At 71.0% G+C, this 16,957-nt stretch carries 16 protein-coding genes; 10 read left to right on the top strand and 6 right to left on the bottom strand.

Annotated features, from left to right (window positions below):
* Positions 1-10 precede the first annotated feature (10 nt).
* From OH809_RS05115 to OH809_RS05085, 7 genes are all read left to right on the top strand, one after another.
* The gene (locus OH809_RS05115; RefSeq protein ID WP_406514867.1) at positions 11-2,743 is read left to right on the top strand and encodes a lantibiotic dehydratase; all 2,733 of its coding nucleotides are present in this window, start codon (positions 11-13) and stop codon (positions 2,741-2,743) included.
* Entirely contained in the window at positions 2,743-3,807 is a 1,065-nt protein-coding gene (locus tag OH809_RS05110; protein WP_406514866.1) for a thiopeptide-type bacteriocin biosynthesis protein, read from the top strand. Before OH809_RS05115 ends, OH809_RS05110 begins: the two co-directional genes overlap by 1 nt.
* The gene (locus OH809_RS05105; protein ID WP_406514865.1) at positions 3,804-5,045 is read left to right on the top strand and encodes a hypothetical protein; all 1,242 of its coding nucleotides are present in this window, start codon (positions 3,804-3,806) and stop codon (positions 5,043-5,045) included. The genes OH809_RS05110 and OH809_RS05105 overlap by 4 nt, the downstream gene beginning before the upstream one ends.
* The gene (locus tag OH809_RS05100) at positions 5,038-5,991 is read left to right on the top strand and encodes an ATP-binding cassette domain-containing protein (RefSeq protein WP_406514864.1); all 954 of its coding nucleotides are present in this window, start codon (positions 5,038-5,040) and stop codon (positions 5,989-5,991) included. The genes OH809_RS05105 and OH809_RS05100 overlap by 8 nt, the downstream gene beginning before the upstream one ends.
* Positions 5,988-6,833, top strand: coding sequence for an ABC transporter permease (locus tag OH809_RS05095; RefSeq protein WP_406514863.1), 846 nt, complete (start codon positions 5,988-5,990; stop codon positions 6,831-6,833). Before OH809_RS05100 ends, OH809_RS05095 begins: the two co-directional genes overlap by 4 nt.
* Before the next feature lie 404 nt (positions 6,834-7,237).
* On the top strand, positions 7,238-7,393 hold the full coding sequence (locus OH809_RS05090; protein WP_406514862.1) for a hypothetical protein: 156 nt from the start codon (positions 7,238-7,240) through the stop codon (positions 7,391-7,393).
* 151 nt (positions 7,394-7,544) lie between these two features.
* Positions 7,545-8,354: a hypothetical protein gene (locus OH809_RS05085; protein ID WP_406423588.1), complete on the top strand. Its 810-nt coding sequence runs from the start codon at positions 7,545-7,547 to the stop codon at positions 8,352-8,354.
* Here OH809_RS05085 and OH809_RS05080 read toward each other — a convergent pair.
* The 4 genes from OH809_RS05080 to OH809_RS05065 form a co-directional block, all read right to left on the bottom strand.
* Entirely contained in the window at positions 8,335-9,705 is a 1,371-nt protein-coding gene (locus OH809_RS05080; protein ID WP_406514861.1) for a sensor histidine kinase, read from the bottom strand. The genes OH809_RS05085 and OH809_RS05080 overlap by 20 nt on opposite strands.
* A complete protein-coding gene (locus OH809_RS05075) occupies positions 9,702-10,364 on the bottom strand; it encodes a response regulator transcription factor (protein ID WP_393308708.1) in 663 nt (220 codons plus the stop codon). Before OH809_RS05075 ends, OH809_RS05080 begins: the two co-directional genes overlap by 4 nt.
* 92 nt (positions 10,365-10,456) lie before the next feature.
* Positions 10,457-10,645, bottom strand: coding sequence for a hypothetical protein (locus tag OH809_RS05070; protein WP_406423592.1), 189 nt, complete (start codon positions 10,643-10,645; stop codon positions 10,457-10,459).
* A 255-nt stretch (positions 10,646-10,900) separates the two neighbouring features.
* Positions 10,901-11,533, bottom strand: a complete 633-nt coding sequence (locus OH809_RS05065; RefSeq protein WP_406423594.1) for a TetR/AcrR family transcriptional regulator — start codon at positions 11,531-11,533, stop codon at positions 10,901-10,903.
* A 163-nt stretch (positions 11,534-11,696) separates the two neighbouring features.
* On the opposite strand from OH809_RS05065, the gene OH809_RS05060 reads away from it, so the two are divergent.
* Positions 11,697-12,560, top strand: coding sequence for a phosphatase PAP2 family protein (locus OH809_RS05060; protein WP_406423596.1), 864 nt, complete (start codon positions 11,697-11,699; stop codon positions 12,558-12,560).
* On the top strand, positions 12,557-13,522 hold the full coding sequence (locus OH809_RS05055; protein ID WP_406514860.1) for a hypothetical protein: 966 nt from the start codon (positions 12,557-12,559) through the stop codon (positions 13,520-13,522). The genes OH809_RS05060 and OH809_RS05055 overlap by 4 nt, the downstream gene beginning before the upstream one ends.
* An 82-nt stretch (positions 13,523-13,604) precedes the next feature.
* On the opposite strand, the gene OH809_RS05050 is transcribed toward OH809_RS05055, so the two are convergent.
* On the bottom strand, positions 13,605-14,159 hold the full coding sequence (locus OH809_RS05050) for a PadR family transcriptional regulator (RefSeq protein ID WP_406514859.1): 555 nt from the start codon (positions 14,157-14,159) through the stop codon (positions 13,605-13,607).
* A gap of 28 nt (positions 14,160-14,187) precedes the next feature.
* Positions 14,188-16,203, bottom strand: coding sequence for an FAD-dependent oxidoreductase (locus tag OH809_RS05045; protein ID WP_406423602.1), 2,016 nt, complete (start codon positions 16,201-16,203; stop codon positions 14,188-14,190).
* 207 nt (positions 16,204-16,410) lie between these two features.
* Between OH809_RS05045 and OH809_RS05040 the strand changes: the two genes are divergently transcribed.
* Positions 16,411-16,935, top strand: a complete 525-nt coding sequence (locus tag OH809_RS05040; protein ID WP_406423604.1) for a DoxX family protein — start codon at positions 16,411-16,413, stop codon at positions 16,933-16,935.
* The last annotated feature ends 22 nt before the right edge of the window (positions 16,936-16,957 follow it).

Below are 16,957 nucleotides of genomic sequence, written 5' to 3'. Positions count from 1 at the left end.
GGGCTGATTCGTGAAATCCAGCGCGCTGCCGGCGCCGACGTCATGTGTGGCGTCGGCCGCGACCCTGCCCGACCACGAGAGCGCGGAGCGCGTGCGGTGGCACCTGGTGCCGAGGTTCATGCTGCGCGTCGGCGGTCTCCCCTTCGAAACCGCCGCCGCACTGGCCACTCCCGCGAGCGCGGCGTGGGCGGACGGCGTGCTCGACGCGCGGCGGCGGCTGCGCGAGCGCGGGGCCCGGCTCGCCGACTTCCTGCAGGAGCGGGTGGCACAGAGCCTCGACGACCCGGCGGCCCGCCGGACGCTGATCAACCTGCGCCGCGACGTCTTCAACGCCCGTGCGCCACGCGGCCTGGCGGCAGCCGAGCCGCTGCTGGCGGCCACCGAACTCGCCGAGCTGCGCGAGTGGTCCGCCGACCGGCAGCGGCACGAGGCGCTGCTGCGGACCGGCTCCGGCATCCTGGCCGAGGAGAGTGCCGCGGCCCGGCGGGAGCTGCGGCGCGCGGCGACGGAGACGGATCTGCGGCACGGCATCCAGCTGTCGTCCCCGTCGCTCGACGAGTATCTCGACGGTTACCTGCACCGCGCCGGCGGCCCGCTCAGCAAGCGGGAGAGGCGCATCGAACGGTCACTGCTGGAGTACCTGCTGCGCACCGCGTGCAAGACCAGCCCGTTCAGCACACTGACGGCGGTGTCCGCGGGCCACTTCGCCGAGGCCGGCGGCCGGCCGCTCGTCGCGTCCGTCGACGGGTGGGAGAAGCGGGGCAGCACCCGGCTGAACATCGCGGTACTGGCCAGACTCTCGGAACTGCTGACCACGAACCTCCGGATCCGTCATGACCTGCCGGTCCGGGCCACCAGCGGAACGCAGGTGCACCAGGACCGGGTCCGCTACCTGCGCAAGCTGCGTGGCGCCGACGGCAACGCGGACGCGGCGGTCACCCTGGACGCGGTCCACGAGAGCCTGTTCTTCCTGCCCGGCGGAGAAGCGCTCGCCGATGTGCTCAAGTTGTTCGGCGACGGCACGACGCTGCGGTTCGAGGACGCCGTACGGCAGTTGTGCGCGATGGACGCCAAGCGCCCCGAGCCGGAAGTGGAGCGGTATCTCGCCCAGTTGCTCAGGCTCGGCCTGCTCGTCGTGCCGGATCTGCACATCGACATCCACGACCCGGACCCGGTCTCCACCTACCGAAGCGGGCTACGGGGACTGGGGACGAGCTGGGCCGACGACATCGCGACGCTCGTCGAGCGGATGGGCGCGGACGTCGAACGGTTCGCCGGGGCCGGACTGGCCCGCAGGCGTGAACTGCTCGCCCACGTGAAGGAGTCGGTGGCCGAGACGCACCGCCTGCTGGGCCGCGACGACACACCGGTCCTGCGCACCCTGGTCTATGAGGACACCACACTGTCCGGGCTGGCGGTGACCGGCGACGCCTCGGCCTGGACCCGGCAGCTCACCCCCGGCCTGCGCCAACTGGCCCGGATCCTCCCGGCGTTCGACGGGAACGCGGTACGCAGGCTCGTCACCAAGGGGTTCTTCCGGGCGCGCTACGGCGAAGGCGGCCGCTGCGAGGACTTCCTGTCCTTCGCCCACCAGTTCAACCAGGACTTCTACGACAACTACAACCAGCGCCTGATGCGCCATCAGCGCTTCGACGGCACCACCTTGCGTCCGTACGACAACTGGTTCCGGCAGGAGGAGATCGCCGGCATCGACCGCGCCCGCGCCGCCGTGGCCGAGGAGATGAGAGTCCGGTACGGCGGAGCCCGCGCGCGGGGAGCCGACGTCGAGCTCGACGAGGACTTCCTGGCCACCGTGGAGGAGCTGCTGCCGCGGACGGAGGACCTGCGGTCGCTGTCGTTCTTCCTTCAGCTCGCCGAGAACGGCACTGAGGACCCCGTCGTGGTCGTCAACCGGGTCTACTCCGGACTCACCCTGCTCTTCTCCCGGTTCGCGCACTGCTTCGACGACGCCCTCACCGCGTCACTGCGCCGCTCGCTGGACGACGCCGTACCGGAGGGAGCCGTGTTCGCCGAGCTCAAGGGCGGCTACGACGCGACCAACCTGAACCTCCACCCGGTCGTCACCCCCTACGAGATCGTCTGCCCCGGAGAGACCAGCTTCCGCCCGCCGCACGAGCGGATCCCGGTGGAGGACCTGGTCGTCGAGCACGACGCGGCCGCCGACCGGATGCGGCTGCGCTCCCGCCGTCTGGGCGTCGAGGTGATCCCCGTCTACCTCGGCTTCCTGCTGCCGATGGCGCTGCCCGAGGTGCAGCAGGTGCTGCTGAACTTCTCCTGCACCACCATGGTCCAGCTCGACCTGTGGGAGGGCACCGGCGTCCAGGAGGGCGCGAGCGGTGTCCTCCCCCGTGTGCGGCTCGGCAATGTGGTGCTGCAGCGCAAGACCTGGCGGTTCGCCGCCGACCAGCTGCCTCCGGCGGTGGCCGGACAGCCGGACGAGGAGTGGTTCCTGGCGTGGCGGGAATGGCAGCGCGACGCGGGGCTCCCGCGTCATGTGTTCGCCTCGCTGGGCGGTGAACACAAGCCGCAGTACGTGGACTTCGACTCCTACGCGTGCGTCCGGCTGCTGGAGACCGCGGTCCGCAAGAGCGCCTCGGCGGTGGTGCTCACGGAGATGCTGCCCGGCCCCGACCAGATGTGGCTGCGCGACGGCCGGCACCGGTACGTCACCGAACTCACGGTCCAGCTCGACGGCGTCAACGGAACGGATACGGAGCGGTGATGGACGGCAGGCGAGGATCGAACGACGGCGGCACCGTCGACACGGAGCAGGACGGCGACGGCTGGATCAGCCTGCACGTCTTCTACGCCGCGAACGCCAACCCGGTACTGGTGCACTGCGTACGGCCGCTGATGTCACGCCTGCGTGAACGGGACCTGCTGCGCTCGTGGTTCTTCATCCGCTACTGGCTGGAGGGCCCGCACATCCGGCTGCGTCTGCTGCCGGCCGACGCTTCGGCGGCCGGCGAAGTCGCCCGCGCGGCGCGGGAGAGGCTGGAGGCGTACCTGCGCGAGCGCCCCGCCCTCTACGAGGAGGACCGCAACTCCAGCGGCGACCTCTACAAGAACATGTTCCTCGCCGAGTACACCGAGGAACGCTGGAACGAACGCTACGGCGCCGACGGCGAGATGCCGTTCCGGGACAACAACAGCGTCGCGCCCATCCCCTATGAACGCGAGCTGGACCGCTATGGTGGCCCGGCCGGCATGGAGCTGGCCGAGTGGCACTTCCAGGAGTCCAGTGAGACGGTGATGGCGCTGCTGGAGACCACCAACGTGCATGTGCGGACCGTACTGCTCGGCCAGGCCGCGCAGTTGACGGCAGGACTGTGCTTCGCCCTGCTGCGGGACGAGGACGCGGTGGCCCGGTTCCTCGTCCACTACCGCACCATGTGGGAGACCTCGTACCAGGAGCCGAGCGACAGCCAGCACGAGCGCTTCGACCGCTCCTACGAGCGGATGAAGGACCGGCTGGTGCCCCGGCTGCGGCATGTGCGCGACAGCGCCTGGGGCGACGTGGCGGCGTCGCCCACCCCGCTGGAGCGGTCCTGGCTCGCCCACTGCGCCGAACTCCGCGACCGCGTACTGAAACTGGCCGACGCCGGACACCTGACGTTCCGTGACGGAGCCGTACCGGACCCGCAGGACGCGTTGGCCATCGTGCTCAGCTCCTACGTCCATATGACCAACAACCGGCTCGGGGTGAGCATCCTGGACGAGATCTATCTCTCCTACGTCATCTGCAGAGCGCTGTCCGACATGGCACCCAAGGAGGCGCTGCGGTGACCGGAACGGCCTACGACAGGCCCCAGCTCCGGCCCGAGGTGGTACTCGGCCCCGCCCTGCGCTCCGGTCCGAAGACCGTGCACCACGTCAAGGACGCACGCACCGGCTGCTACTATCGGGTCGGCCCCCGTGAGCACTTCATCATGGGGCTGATGGACGGCGGTCACACCCTCGAGGACATCGGTCGCAGCTACACCGACACCTACGACCGTCGGCTCGGGCCCGCACACTGGCAGCAGATGTTCACCATGCTCGGCCGCTACCAACTGCTCGACGGACACGCCGACGACGCGGCCCTGGACAAGCTCAGACAGGCCCACGAGGCCAAGGAGTCGGCGCGGCAGAGCCGGCTGCGCCGCCGCTGGGTGATGCTGCGCCCCGACCGGTTGTGCGCCGCTCTGGCCACCCGGCTGGCGTTCGCCTTCCGTGCGGCGTTCCTGATCCCCGCGTTTGTCCTGGTGGCCGGTCTGCAGGTGTTCGTCTGGACGCACCTGTCCACCCTGACCCACGAGGCGACGCACCAGAGGTCCTGGGTGATCACCGTGCCGCTGTCGATGCTGCTGTTCTGGGGCATCACCGTGCTGCACGAGTTCGCCCACGGCGTGACCTGCCGCCATTTCGGCGGCACGGTCACCGAGATCGGGCTCAGCTGGCGGTTTCCGATGCTGACCCCATACTGCCGCACGGACGACATCGTGCTCTTCCACCGACGCAGGGCCCGGGTGGGCACGGCGTTCGCGGGCGTCTTCGTCAGTCTGCTGGCGCTCGTACCGGTGCTGGCCTGGTGGCTGCTGGCCCGTGACGGGGTGCCCGGGCGCTCGCTCGCCGCCGGGCTGCTGCTGTTCGGCAGCGGAGCCGCCGTGATGAGTCTGCTGCCGGTTCTGCGATCGGACGGTTACGTCATGCTCACCCACTCGCTGAACATCGTCGACCTGCGCCGCGAGTCCTACCGGTTCTGGCGGCTGCGACTGCGCCGGCGCGACCCCGCCGCCCGGGAACAGCTCAGCGCCTACCCGCCCCGCGACGCACGCGCCTACGCGATCTACGGCATCACCTCGCTCCTGCTCCTCGTGGCGGCCTACTGCGCGCTGATGTGGGTGTGGTTCGGCACCCTTCAGCGCTGGACGGGCCCGGGGTGGGCGATGGTGATCCTCGCCGTGGAGTCCGTGGTGGCGGTCGGCATCCTCGGGCTGGCCGCGCGAGGCCGCTCCGGTGAACGGCAGGCCGCCGATGCCTGACAGCGGCGACGACATCGCGATCCGCACCAGCGGGCTGACCAAGCGGTACGGCCCGGAAACCGGTGTGTTCGACCTCGACATGACGGTCCGGCGCGGCGAGGTCTATGGATTCCTCGGACCGAACGGGGCCGGGAAGAGCACCGCCATGCGGATGCTGGTGGGGCTGATTCGGCCCACCTCGGGGACCGCCACGGTGCTGGGCCACCGCGCGGGGACCCGGAGCAGCCTGCGCGGGGTGGGAGCACTGATCGAGGCACCGGCCCTGTATCCGCATCTGTCCGGCCGGGACAATCTGCGCGTCCTCGCCGGCTACGCGTCCGTACCCACGGCCCGCATCGAGCAGGTTCTCGAAGAGGTCGGGATGACGGCCAAGGCGGATGTCGCCTTCCGCGCGTACTCGCTCGGCATGAAACAGCGCATCGCGGTGGCCGCCGCGCTGCTGAAGGACCCCGCTCTGCTCATCCTCGACGAGCCGACCAACGGCCTCGATCCGGAGGGGATGGCGAGCATGCGCGAGCTGATCACCGGACTGCGCCGGGACAATCGCACGGTGCTGCTGTCCAGCCATCTGCTGGCCGAAGTGGAGCATGTGTGCGACCGGGTGGGCGTGATCCGGCACGGCCGGCTGATCGCCGAGGGAACGGTGGCCGAGCTGCGCCGAGGGGTCGGCGAGGGCGGTCTGACGGTGACTGTGGACTCGCCCGAGCGTGCCGCAGAGCTCGTACGGCAGTTGCCGGCGGTCCGCTCGGCGACCGTCGGCGACGGGGAGCTGCGCGTGGTCGTCGACCCGCGTGAGGCGGCCGCCGTCAACAGGCTGCTGGTGGTGAACGGGCTGGAGGTCAGCGAGCTGCGCAAGCAGGTCCTCTCCCTGGAGGACGTGTTCCTCGACCTGGTGGAGGGCCACCGGCCCACCGGACCGGAATCCATGGAGGTGGTGGGCCGTTGAACGGCGTCTTTCGGGCCGAACTGCTGGCGACACGCAAGCGTCCCGGTGTCTGGGTCGTCGGCGGGGCATGGGCCGGCCTGGCGGTGGCCTTCGGAATGGTGGTGCCGTACCTCGTCTGGCTGGCCATCAGGAACCGGCCGGTCGGCTCGGCGGGTGATCCGGAGCAGCTGATCGGCGGCGTGCTGCCGGACAAGTTCCTGTCCGGCACAGTCGACCTTTACCCGATGTTCGGCAGCGCGCTGATGCTGATCCTCGGCGCTGTCCTCGTCGGCGGGGAGTACCGGTGGGGCACCTGGGGCACCCTTCTGGTCCAAGGACCCGGCCGGAGCTCGGCGGTACTCGGGAAGGCCATGGCGGCAGCGGTGGCGGTCCTGTGCGTCACAGTGCTGGTGCTGGCGGCGAGCGCGGGGGCGAGCGGGCTCGTTGCGGGACTCACCGGCCGCCCCGCCCACTGGCCGGACGCGGCCACGCTGCTGGGCGGAATCGGCGCCGTCTGGCTGATCAGCATGGCCGCGGCGAGCCTGGGCATTTTCCTGTCGATCCTGCTGCGCGGCACCGGGGCGGCCATCGGAGTGGGCCTGCTCTGGCTGCTGGCGCTGGAGAACCTCGTTTCCGGACTGGCCGGCACCCTTCCCGCCCTCAAGTGGGTGCAACGGCTGCTGATCGGACCGAGCGCCGGGTCGCTCGCCACCGCCCTCGATCCGTCCGGCAAGCCGAACACCTCGATTCCCGGGGTCGTCTCGGTTTCGGGCCCCCTGTCCGCGAGCCTGGTACTCGCGGCGTACGTGGTGGTGTGCCTCGGCCTCTCCTGCCTGTTCGTCAACCGGCGGGACGTGACCTGAGCGCCATTGATCCCAGTCGGCGAAAAGGGAGTTGCGGAAAGTTTTTGCAACTTCTTGCCATGTGTGTGGCGGGCTGTTCGACTCTCTCAGCTCCCTGAGTCGACGAGAGGAGGCACCAGACCTGCATGAGCACCGAGACCGACGTCCTCGTCCTGGGCGGCGCCGGCGTCCGGAGCCGGCGTGCCGTGGCGGCTCACCATGGGCGGTGTGTGAGGGCGAGCAGCTGGTCAAGCTCGCGGCGAAGAAGCTGGTCGCGGAGCTGCTCCCGGATCGGTGCACAGGAGTTGAGCAGGTGCCTGACTCGGTGTGAGCGGAGCCGGTCCTGCCTCGGGCAGCGCGTTCAGGCACGCGTGCACCACGTCGTCGGGGCTGGGCAGGAGATCGGCCAGCTCGTCCGTGCTGAGATGCCAGCGCAGCCCGGTGGCGAGGTCGGCCATCTGTTCGGCGCGGCGGCCGGTCAACCGGGCAGTGCCCTGCCCGCAGTGGTGGGCGGTGGGTGGCTGTGGTCGGCACTGCCAAAGGAAGACGGCCTGTGCGCGGGGCTCGCAGGCGAAGGCTGATAGGGATGATCGGGGACGTAGGCGGGCTTGGGGGAGGCCGTTACGCGAAGCCGTCCGTGCGACAGGCTCGACAGCGGGCATGGGCGCACCGGGGCCGCCGTGGAGAAGCAGTCAGGATGTGTTCAGGTTCGCCGTGCCAGCCTCACCGTTCATGACGAACAAAACAGCTGCGTATCCGGCACACGCCGGGGCTCGGCAGATGCTGAACAAGGTCCCCGAAGTCACGGTCTACTTCTGGGTGATCAAGGTGCTGTGCACGACGGTGGGCGAGACCGCCGCCGATCTCCTCAACGAGAACCTGGGTCTGGGGCTGACGAACACGTCGCTGGTCATGGCCGTGCTGCTGGTCGGCACGCTCTGGTTCCAGTTCCGGGCCAAGAAGTACGTCCCCGGGCTCTACTGGCTCGCCGTGGTGCTGATCAGCGTGGTCGGCACGCTGGTGAGCGACAACCTCACGGACAATTTCGGGGTGGCGCTGGAGACGACGACGGCCGTCTTCGCCGTGGCGCTCGTCGCGGTGTTCGCCGCCTGGTACGCGAGCGAGCGGACGCTCTCCATCCACTCCATTCACACGGTCCGCCGTGAAGCGTTCTACTGGGCGGCGATCCTCTTCACGTTCGCTCTCGGCACCTCGGCGGGCGACCTCACGGCGGAGCGGATGGACCTCGGGTACTGGGTGTCCGCACTGCTGTTCGCCGTGCTCATCGCCGCCGTGGCCGCCGCCCACTATGGGCTCGGCCTCGCCGCCGTCCCGGCGTTCTGGATCGCGTACATCCTCACCCGCCCGCTGGGCGCCTCGTTCGGCGACTACCTCTCGCAGCCCCGCGCCGACGGCGGTCTCGGCCTCGGTACGGTCGGCACCAGCGCGATCTTCCTCGTCCTGATCCTGGCCCTCGTCAGCTATCTGACGGTGACCCGGCGGGACGCGACCCCCGCTCCCGTCAGCCCGTCGGCAGGCTGACCACGAACCGTGCCCCGGCGGCGGCCGGATCCCACTCGATGTCGCCGCCGGACGCGCGGGCCAGCCGCCGGGCAAGGGCCAGCCCGAGACCGGCCCCGTCATGACCGTCGTCCGGGTCGGCGCGGCGGCCCGGCTCGAAGACGTCCGCCCCGGTCTCCGCGGGTACACCTGGGCCGTCGTCGGTCACGGCGAGCTCGACACCGGCCGGGGTCTGGGCGTACGTCAGGGTGACGGCGGTGGCGGCGTAGCGGCGGGCATTGTCGAGCAGTGGCATGAGCATGCGTTCCACGAGCGCGGGGGAGACCCCTGCGGTGACGTCGGCGCCGCCCCGTACGGAGAGCGGCGGGGCGTCGGGGTGCTGCTGCGCGTACTGCTCGGCCACATGATGGGTCCATTCGGGCAGCCGGCAGCGGCCGGGCGGTTGCTCGGTGCGGGCGCGGGCTTCGGACAGCAGGGTGTCGCAGATGTGCCGCATGCTCGTGGCGGCGGCAGCGATCGCCTCGTGGGAGGCGTGCTGTCCGGCCGCGTCCCGTGGCCGGGCGGTGAGCCAGTCGGTCTCGGCCACGATGCGGGCCAGCGGGGTGCGCAGCTCGTGCGAGAGCTCGGCGGTCTGCAGCTGTTCGTGGCGCAGTACGGCGGCCAGCCGGTCCAGGAGTTCGTCGAGGTTGGTGGCGAGCGAGGCGAGCTCCTCCGGGCGGTGGCCGGTGCCGAAGCGTTCCGCGGCGCCGAGCTCACTCCAGCGGGCCGCCCGGGTGCTCATCTCGGCGACCGGGCGCAGGGCCCGCTCGACGATGGTGCGGGTGAGCAAATACACCCCGGCCAGGAGCAGCAGCCCGAGGACCGCTGAACCGGCGAGGGCGGCACGGGCGGTGCTGCGGTACGGGTCGAGGGAGACGGCGACGACGACGGTGCCGGTCTGCCGGTTGCCGGCGCGCACCGGCAGGGCGTACAGCCGGGAGGCATTCCTGCCGCCCGTCTCCTGGTATCTGATGCCCCGGCCGGTGAGCCCGTCCGCCTGCCGCTGGAGCGCGGCGGGCGCGCTCGGCCGCTCGACGGCCGTGCTGCCGCGGTAGATCCACGTGCCGACATCCAGGGCACGGTCGTCGGCCGGTTCGTGGACGACGATCCCGCCGTCCGGGCGCGCCTCGACGGTGGCGGCCACTGCCGCGGCACGGGTCTGCAGCAGGTCGGCGGCCTGGCTGTTCAGCCGTCCGGCGAGGACTATGTTGAACGCGACGGTGAGCGCGGCGACCCAGGCGGTGGCGGAGGCCAGGGCGAGCAGGGCGAGGCGGCCCCGCAGGGTGCGGGGCAGTGCGGCGCGGAGTCGTCCGATGACGCGGAACCGTCTCATATCAGTCGGTACCCGACACCTCGTACGGTACTGATCTCCTGCGGGCTGTCCGCCTCGCGCAGCTTCCGGCGGAGCCGGGTCAGGTACTGGTCGAGCGTGTTGTCGCTGACCTGGGCCCCGTCGGGCCAGGCCGCGCGCAGCAGTTCCCGTCTGCGTACGGTGGTTCCGGGCGCCGCCATCAGTGCGGCCAGCAGGCGGAACTCGGTGGGCGTGAGTGCCACCGGCTTGCCGCGCACCTCCAGGAGGTGGCGTACGGGATCGAGCCGGAGCTCCGCCAGCTCGACCACGGGGTCCGGTCCGGCGCGGCGCAGCGCCGCGCGGATCCGGGCGGCGAGTTCGGCCAGGTGGAAGGGTTTGGCGAGGTAGTCGTCGCCGCCCGCGGAGAATCCCGAGAGCCGGTCGGTGAGCGTGTCGTGCGCGGTGAGGAAGACCACCGGGGCCTGCAGCCCTGCCGAACGCATGGCCTGGCACACGTCCCGGCCGTCCGAGTCGGGCAGTCCGATGTCGAGGACGACGGCATCCACTCGGTCGTCGAGGGTGCGCAGGGCGCCGGCTCCGCTGGCGGCGGTCACGACGGCGAAGTTCTCCTCGCGCAGTCCGCGGGCGAGCACGTCGCGCAGCCCGTGGTCGTCCTCGACGACCAGGACGCGGCGTTGCAGAAGTTCCGTCACGGCAGTCGAGTCCTTCGTCGGGGGCCCGCAGCCCGGTCGCAGCAATATCGTCTACAGGACTGTAGACGAAACTGGTCGACTCATGCTCCGCCGTGATCGTGGCCGGCACCGTCGGTCTCCAGACGGTAGCCGTGTCCTCGCAGTGGGGTGATCCGCGGCAGGCGGAGGGGCGCCGCCGCGGCGTCGGCGGCCGCGTGGAGCCGGCTGCGCAGCGAGGCGATCGTCACGTCGAGGGTCTTGGTCGGACCGAACGAGTTCTCGTCCCACATTCCGATGCGGCGGATGGCGGTGCCGGACGATGTCGCGCGCGCCTGTCTGTACCTGCCTCTGCTGGTGCCGAACTTGTCGCCGAAATAAATCTACCAATCGTTTGTTTGGTGGATTGGACGGTGGGAGTCCCGGGAACACGGGCGGCCGGTGACTCCCGAAGAAGTCACCGGCCGGCCGGACGGTGCGCCGCCCCCGTCCCCACGGTGCGGCGCAGGCGGGCCGTCGTCATCCGCTCGGACGACGGCCCACGTTCATCAGGACCCGCCGGTGTCGGTCGGGTCCAGTCCCAGTGCGGGGAAAATGGCGCTCTCCACGAAGCGGGTGAGATATGCCTCATCCGCGATCTTCGCCTCCAGCAGGGGCCTGGCCCGCACCACGCCCAGCAGTTGCGCGGAGACGAACTCCGCCGCGGGGTTGTCCCTGGGGATCTCGTCACGCTCCATGGCCCGCCGGACCATGGCGTCGAGGGCTGCGAGTTCCGGCAGGATCAGCGCCTCGCGCAGCGCGCAGAGCAGCTCCGGGCTCTGCAGCGCGGCATGGCTGAGTGCGTGCATCAGCGGGGTGTCGTGTCCGGAGCCCGCGCCGATGGCCCGGGCCGCCTCGCGCAGGTCGCCGGCGAGCGAGCCCGTGTCGATGTGCGAGAGCAGCATCCGCCGGGTGCTGTGCAGCGCCGCGACGACCAGCTCGGGCTTGGAGCCCCACTGCCGGTAGAGCGTGGACTTCCCGCACCGGGTGCGGGAGGCGACCCCCTCCATGGTGAGCGATTCGTATCCGCTCTCCCTGAGCAGGTCGAGCACAGCCGTGTAGAACTCCTGCGCCCGCTCCGGCGTGATCTTCGAGCGGCGCGGAGCGTGGGCCTGGTCCTGCACGGAATCGTGCGATGACATGTGCTTTCCCTCTCTGCGACTGCGACGAGGTCTTCCGATACGCCAGTGTACCGAAACGCGCGTGTACCGATACGGTGCCGTATCGGTACACTGCCGTATCGATACGGCATGGACTGGACCATGCCGCCGTAACAGCGCTTCGTCAGCAAAGGGGCACCGGGTGATGTACGCCCGCAGCGAGCCCGCAGATCGGGAGCCGGACACTTCTGCCCGACCGCCCCTCGTCCGCGAGCTCCTTCTCGTCGTAGGGCTCTTCGTGGTCTACAAGCTCGGCCGGCAGGCCGCGAACGGTCACGTCGAGGCGGCGTACCGCAACGCCGGACACGTCTGGGACTTCGAACGCGCGGCGCATCTGCCGGGCGAGGGCGCCGTGCAGGGCGCGCTGCTGCACAGCGAGACGCTGATCCGCCTCGCGAACACCTACTACGCGACCGTGCACTTCCCGGCCACGCTGCTCTTCCTGGCCTGGCTGTACTGGCGCCGCCCGCGCCACTACGTCTGGTCGCGCCGGATCCTCGCCGTGCTCACCGGTGCCGCGCTCGCGCTCCACCTGCTGTTCCCGCTCGCCCCGCCGCGGATGCTGGACGCCGCCGGACTCGTCGACACCGGCCAGGTGTACGGGCCGACGGTGTACGGAGACACTCCGGCGACCGACTCGATGGCGAACCAGTTCGCCGCGATGCCCTCGCTGCACTTCGGCTGGGCTCTGATGGTCGCCGTCGGACTGATCGTCGCGACGCGCTCGCGGTGGCGCTGGCTGTGGCTGCTGCACCCGCTCGTCACCCTGCTGGTCATAGTCGGCACCGCCAACCACTACTGGCTCGACTCGATCGTCGTCAGCGCGCTGCTCGCCGTGGCGCTCGCGACTCTGCGGCTCCAGCGGACGGAGCCGGTCCGAGGGCATCTGTCGTGGTCCTCCGGCGCAGGGGGCGAGCCCGAGCTCGCCCGTACCGCGCTGCCGGTGTCGCGCGTTCCCGGCCCGGCCGCCTCCCAGGCGTACGCCTCGTCGTCCGGGGGCCGGCCATGAACGCCACGCTGATCGCCGTGGCCCTCTCCCTGGTCTCCGCCGCCGCGTACGCCTCGGCGGCGGTGGCTCAGGCCCGGCTCGCCGGACGCACCGATCCGGGTACCGGGGTGCTCCGGATGCTCGGGCGCGGGGCGTGGTGGTCGGCGGTCGGACTCAACGCCGGTGGCGCGCTGCTGCATGTCGCGGCGCTGAAGTACGGGCCCCTCACCCTCGTCCAGCCGCTCGGCGCGCTGACGCTGGTCGCCGCCGTACCACTGGGTGCGCGCGCCGCCGGGCGCCGGGTGACCGGGACCGAATGGCGCGGCGCGATCCTCACCCTGCTCGGCCTGGGCGCCCTGCTGCTGACGGCGGGCGGCTCCGCACCGCACGAGACGCTGAGCCTGGTCGAGGCGCTCGCGGTCGGTGCGGCGACCATGGCGGTCGTCGCCGGACTCAGCCGGCCGGGGGCCCGCCCCGGACTGAGGCACGCTGCGGCGTCCGGCATCACGTCGGGCGTCGCCTCGGCGCTCACTCAGACACTGACGGTGGCGGTCACGGACCACACGGGCCCGCTGTTCAGCTGGCGCCTGGTGACAGTGGCGCTGCTCGTCTCGGCCTTCGCGATGGGGGGCCTGCTGCTCTCGCAGACCGCCTACCAGGATGGTCTCGGCGCCCCGCTCGCGGTCGTGACCCTCGCCAATCCCGTTGCCGCCGCGGCGATAGGTCTGGCACTGCTCGGCGAACGCCTCCAGGGTGGGACGATCGCGCTGGTCCCGGCGCTGCTGGGGTCGGCGGCGGCGGTGCGGGGAGTCGTTCTGCTCAGCCGGGCGCAGGACGGGACGACGCCGTCGGCGTACCGGGCCGGGATCGAGGCGGAGCCGGCGCCGAGTGTGCCGTCGCGGGTCGTGATCGGCAGTGCCCGGACGACGGACCAGCTGACACTGCGCCCGGAACTCGGCAGGACGCCGGTCGGCGGGCCATGAGGGGACCGGCGCCGGGGGGTATCCGGCGGCTGTTTCCTCCTCGATCTCCCCCATGACCCCAAAGGCACGGGGAGAGATCCCCCTACCCGGCCGACGGGCTCGACCCGGTGGCCGGGATCCCGTCCAGAGCGCGTGTCAGCCAGCCGATCCAGAAGTTCTCCAGATCGATGCCGCCGCGGAGTACGAGATGCCGCAGCCGGTCCTCCTCCGAGTTCCGCTCCGGCGGGAAGTCCCGCTCCTCGATTGCCAGATACTCGGCCAGCTGCTTTCGGTGCAGCTCCAGGTGGCGGTGTAGTTCCGCGTCCAGGCCCGGTGCGCCGACCACCGCCGCCGCGCGCATCCGCAGCAGCAGCGGATCGCGGATCTGCTTCGGGTCCTCCCGGAGCGCCACCCATGCGGACAGTGCCGCGCGGCCGGCGGGCAGGACCTCGTACTCCTTCTTCTGCCCACGGGCCGGCTGTGTCGACGGCAGGGCCCGGATCTGCCCGGCCTGCTCCAGCTTTCCCAGCTCGCGATAGATCTGCTGGTGCGTGGACGACCAGAAGTAGCCGATCGACCGGTCGAACCTGCGGGTCAGCTCCAGCCCCGACGACGGCTTTTCGAGCAGGGCGGTGAGGATCGCGTGCGGGAGTGACATGGAGAGCATCCTAGGGACGGCCCGGGCGTCACAGGGCTGCCGCGAGCTCCGTTCCCTGGCGGATGGCCCGCTTGGCATCCAGTTCGGCGGCCACGTCGGCGCCGCCGATCAGGTGCGGCGTACGGCCCGCGGTGATCAGCTCCTCGTGCAGTTCGCGCCGTGGCTCCTGACCGGCGCAGAGCACCACCGTGTCCACCGGCAGAAGGCGCTGCTCGCCGTCGACCGTCAGGTGCAGACCGTCGTCGTCGATGCGGTCGTACGTGGCGCCCGCGATCATCGTGACGCCTCGGTGCCGCAGCTCCGTGCGATGGATCCAACCGGTCGTCCTGCCCAGCCCCGCGCCCACCTTGCTCGTCCTGCGCTGCAGGAGATGTACGGTGCGCGGCGGCTTCGGGCGCTCGGGGAGGCGCAGGCCGCCACGCTCCCGGTACGCGGTGTCGACGCCCCAGTGCCGGAAGAACACCTGCGGGTCGAGGCTCGCCGCATCGCCGCCGTCCGTCAGGAATTCGGCGACGTCGAAGCCGATCCCGCCCGCACCGACGATCGCGACCCGCTGTCCGACGGGCGCCCCGTCGCGCAGGACGTCGAGGTAGCTGACCACGCTGGGGTGGTCCAGGCCCGGGATCGCGGGGGAGCGGGGTGTGACGCCGGTGGCGAGGACGATCTCGTCGAAGCCGTCGAGCGTGTCCGGCGTCGCCTTCGTACCGAGCCGGAGCTCGACCTGCTGCTCCGCGAGCCGGGTGCGGAAGTAGCGCAGCGTCTCGTCGAACTCCTCCTTGCCGGGGATCCGGCGCGCCACATTCAGCTGGCCGCCGATCTCGTCGGCCGCGTCGAAGAGCGTCACCTCGTGCCCGCGCTCGGACGCCGATACGGCGCACGCGAGCCCGGCGGGACCCGCGCCGACGATCGCGACGCGCTTACGGGTCCGGGTCGGCGACAACGTGAGTTCGGTCTCGTGGCAGGCGCGCGGATTGACCAGGCAGGAGGTGATCTTGCCGCTGAACGTGTGGTCGAGGCACGCCTGGTTGCAGCCGATGCAGGTGTTGATCGCGTCGGCACGTCCCGCGCTCGCCTTCGCGACGAAGTCCGGGTCGGCGAGGAACGGCCGGGCCATGGACACCATGTCCGCCCGCCCCAAGGCGAGGATCTCCTCGGCGACCTCGGGGGTGTTGATGCGGTTGCTGGTCACCAGCGGTACGGAGACGGCCCCGCGCACCTTCTCGGTGACCCAGGTGTACGCACCCCGCGGCACGGACGTCGCGATGGTGGGGATGCGGGCCTCGTGCCAGCCGATTCCGGTGTTGATGATCGTGGCCCCGGCCGCCTCGATCTCCCGGGCGAGCTGCACGACCTCCTCCAGCGAGGAGCCGCCGGGCACCAGGTCCAGCATCGAGAGCCGGTAGATCAGGATGAAGTCGCTGCCGACCCGCTCGCGGACCCGGCGCACGATCTCCACGGGGAACCGGATGCGGTTCTCGTACGAGCCGCCCCAGCGGTCGGTGCGGTGGTTGGTCCCGGCTGCGATGAACTCATTGATCAGATAGCCCTCGGAGCCCATGATCTCGACACCGTCGTAGCCTGCCTGCCGTGCCAGCTCGGCGGTCCGCACGAAGTCCTCGATGGTCTCCTCGACCTCGTCGTCCGTCAGGGCGTGGGGGGTGAAGGGGCTGATCGGGGCCTGGATCGCGCTCGGCGCCACCAGATCCGGATGGTGCGCGTACCGGCCGAAGTGGAGGATCTGCATCGCGATCCGGCCGCCCGCCGCATGCACGGCGGCGGTGACCTGGGCGTGCTGCTCGGCCTCCGCCTCGGTGGTCAGCTTGGCGCCGCCGGGATAGGGACGGGCTCGGTCGTTCGGCGCGATGCCCCCGGTGACCATGAGCCCGACTCCGCCGCGGGCGCGGGCGGCGTAGAAAGCCGCCATCCGCTCGAAGCCGCGCTCGGCCTCTTCCAGGCCGACATGCATAGACCCCATCAGCACCCGGTTGGGAAGGGTGGTGAAACCGAGGTCCAGCGGGCTCAGCAGATTCGGGTACGGGATCATCCGGCGGCTCCTCGCGCAGTGTCGTTGCGCCAGTTGTAGACCACCGGAACGCCATTGTGCAACAAGTTGCACAATGGCGTTCGTCGCACCGGGCCGACCACCCGACACCACCCCCGGACGGAGTAGTACCGGGGTACGTCCACCTGCCGGGGCGCGGAGAGTGGATCCGTAACACGGATCACACCCACTACCCCGCGGAGACCCCCCATGACCTGCGTCAACCGGCGTGACCTCGGCCTTCTTGTCCTGCGCGTCGGCACCGGCGCGGTCCTGGCCGCGCACGGCACCCAGAAGCTGTTCGGCTGGTTCGGCGGCAGGGGCATCGAAGGAACCACCGCGAGCATGGAGGCCATGGGCTTCCACCCGCCCAAGCACAGCGCCGTCGCCGCCGGACTCGGCGAGGCGGGCGGCGGTGCTCTGCTGGCCCTCGGCCTCGCCACCCCCGCCGCCGGTGCGGCGGCGGCAGGCGCCATGGCGGGTGCCGTCGCCGTCCACGCGCCCGCGGGCTTTTTCGCGCAGGGCGGCGGGTACGAGTACCCGGCGTTCCTCGGCTTCACTGCCGCAGCGATCGGACTGACCGGCCCCGGCCGGTACTCCCTCGACCATGTCACCTGGCATGTGTTCGACCGGCCGTGGATGGTCGCGCTCGCCTTCGTGGGCAGCGCCGCCGGGGTCGTGGCCGTGGTCGGGAAGCGGTCCAGGGGTCTGAGGAAGAACGCGGACGCGAAGTGAGCCGACGGTGCATCAGGGCCGC

The organism is Streptomyces sp. NBC_00873, assembly GCF_045207415.1.
In the GTDB taxonomy this organism is placed as follows: domain Bacteria; phylum Actinomycetota; class Actinomycetes; order Streptomycetales; family Streptomycetaceae; genus Streptomyces.
This window is presented reverse-complemented; position numbering and strand designations above follow the sequence as displayed.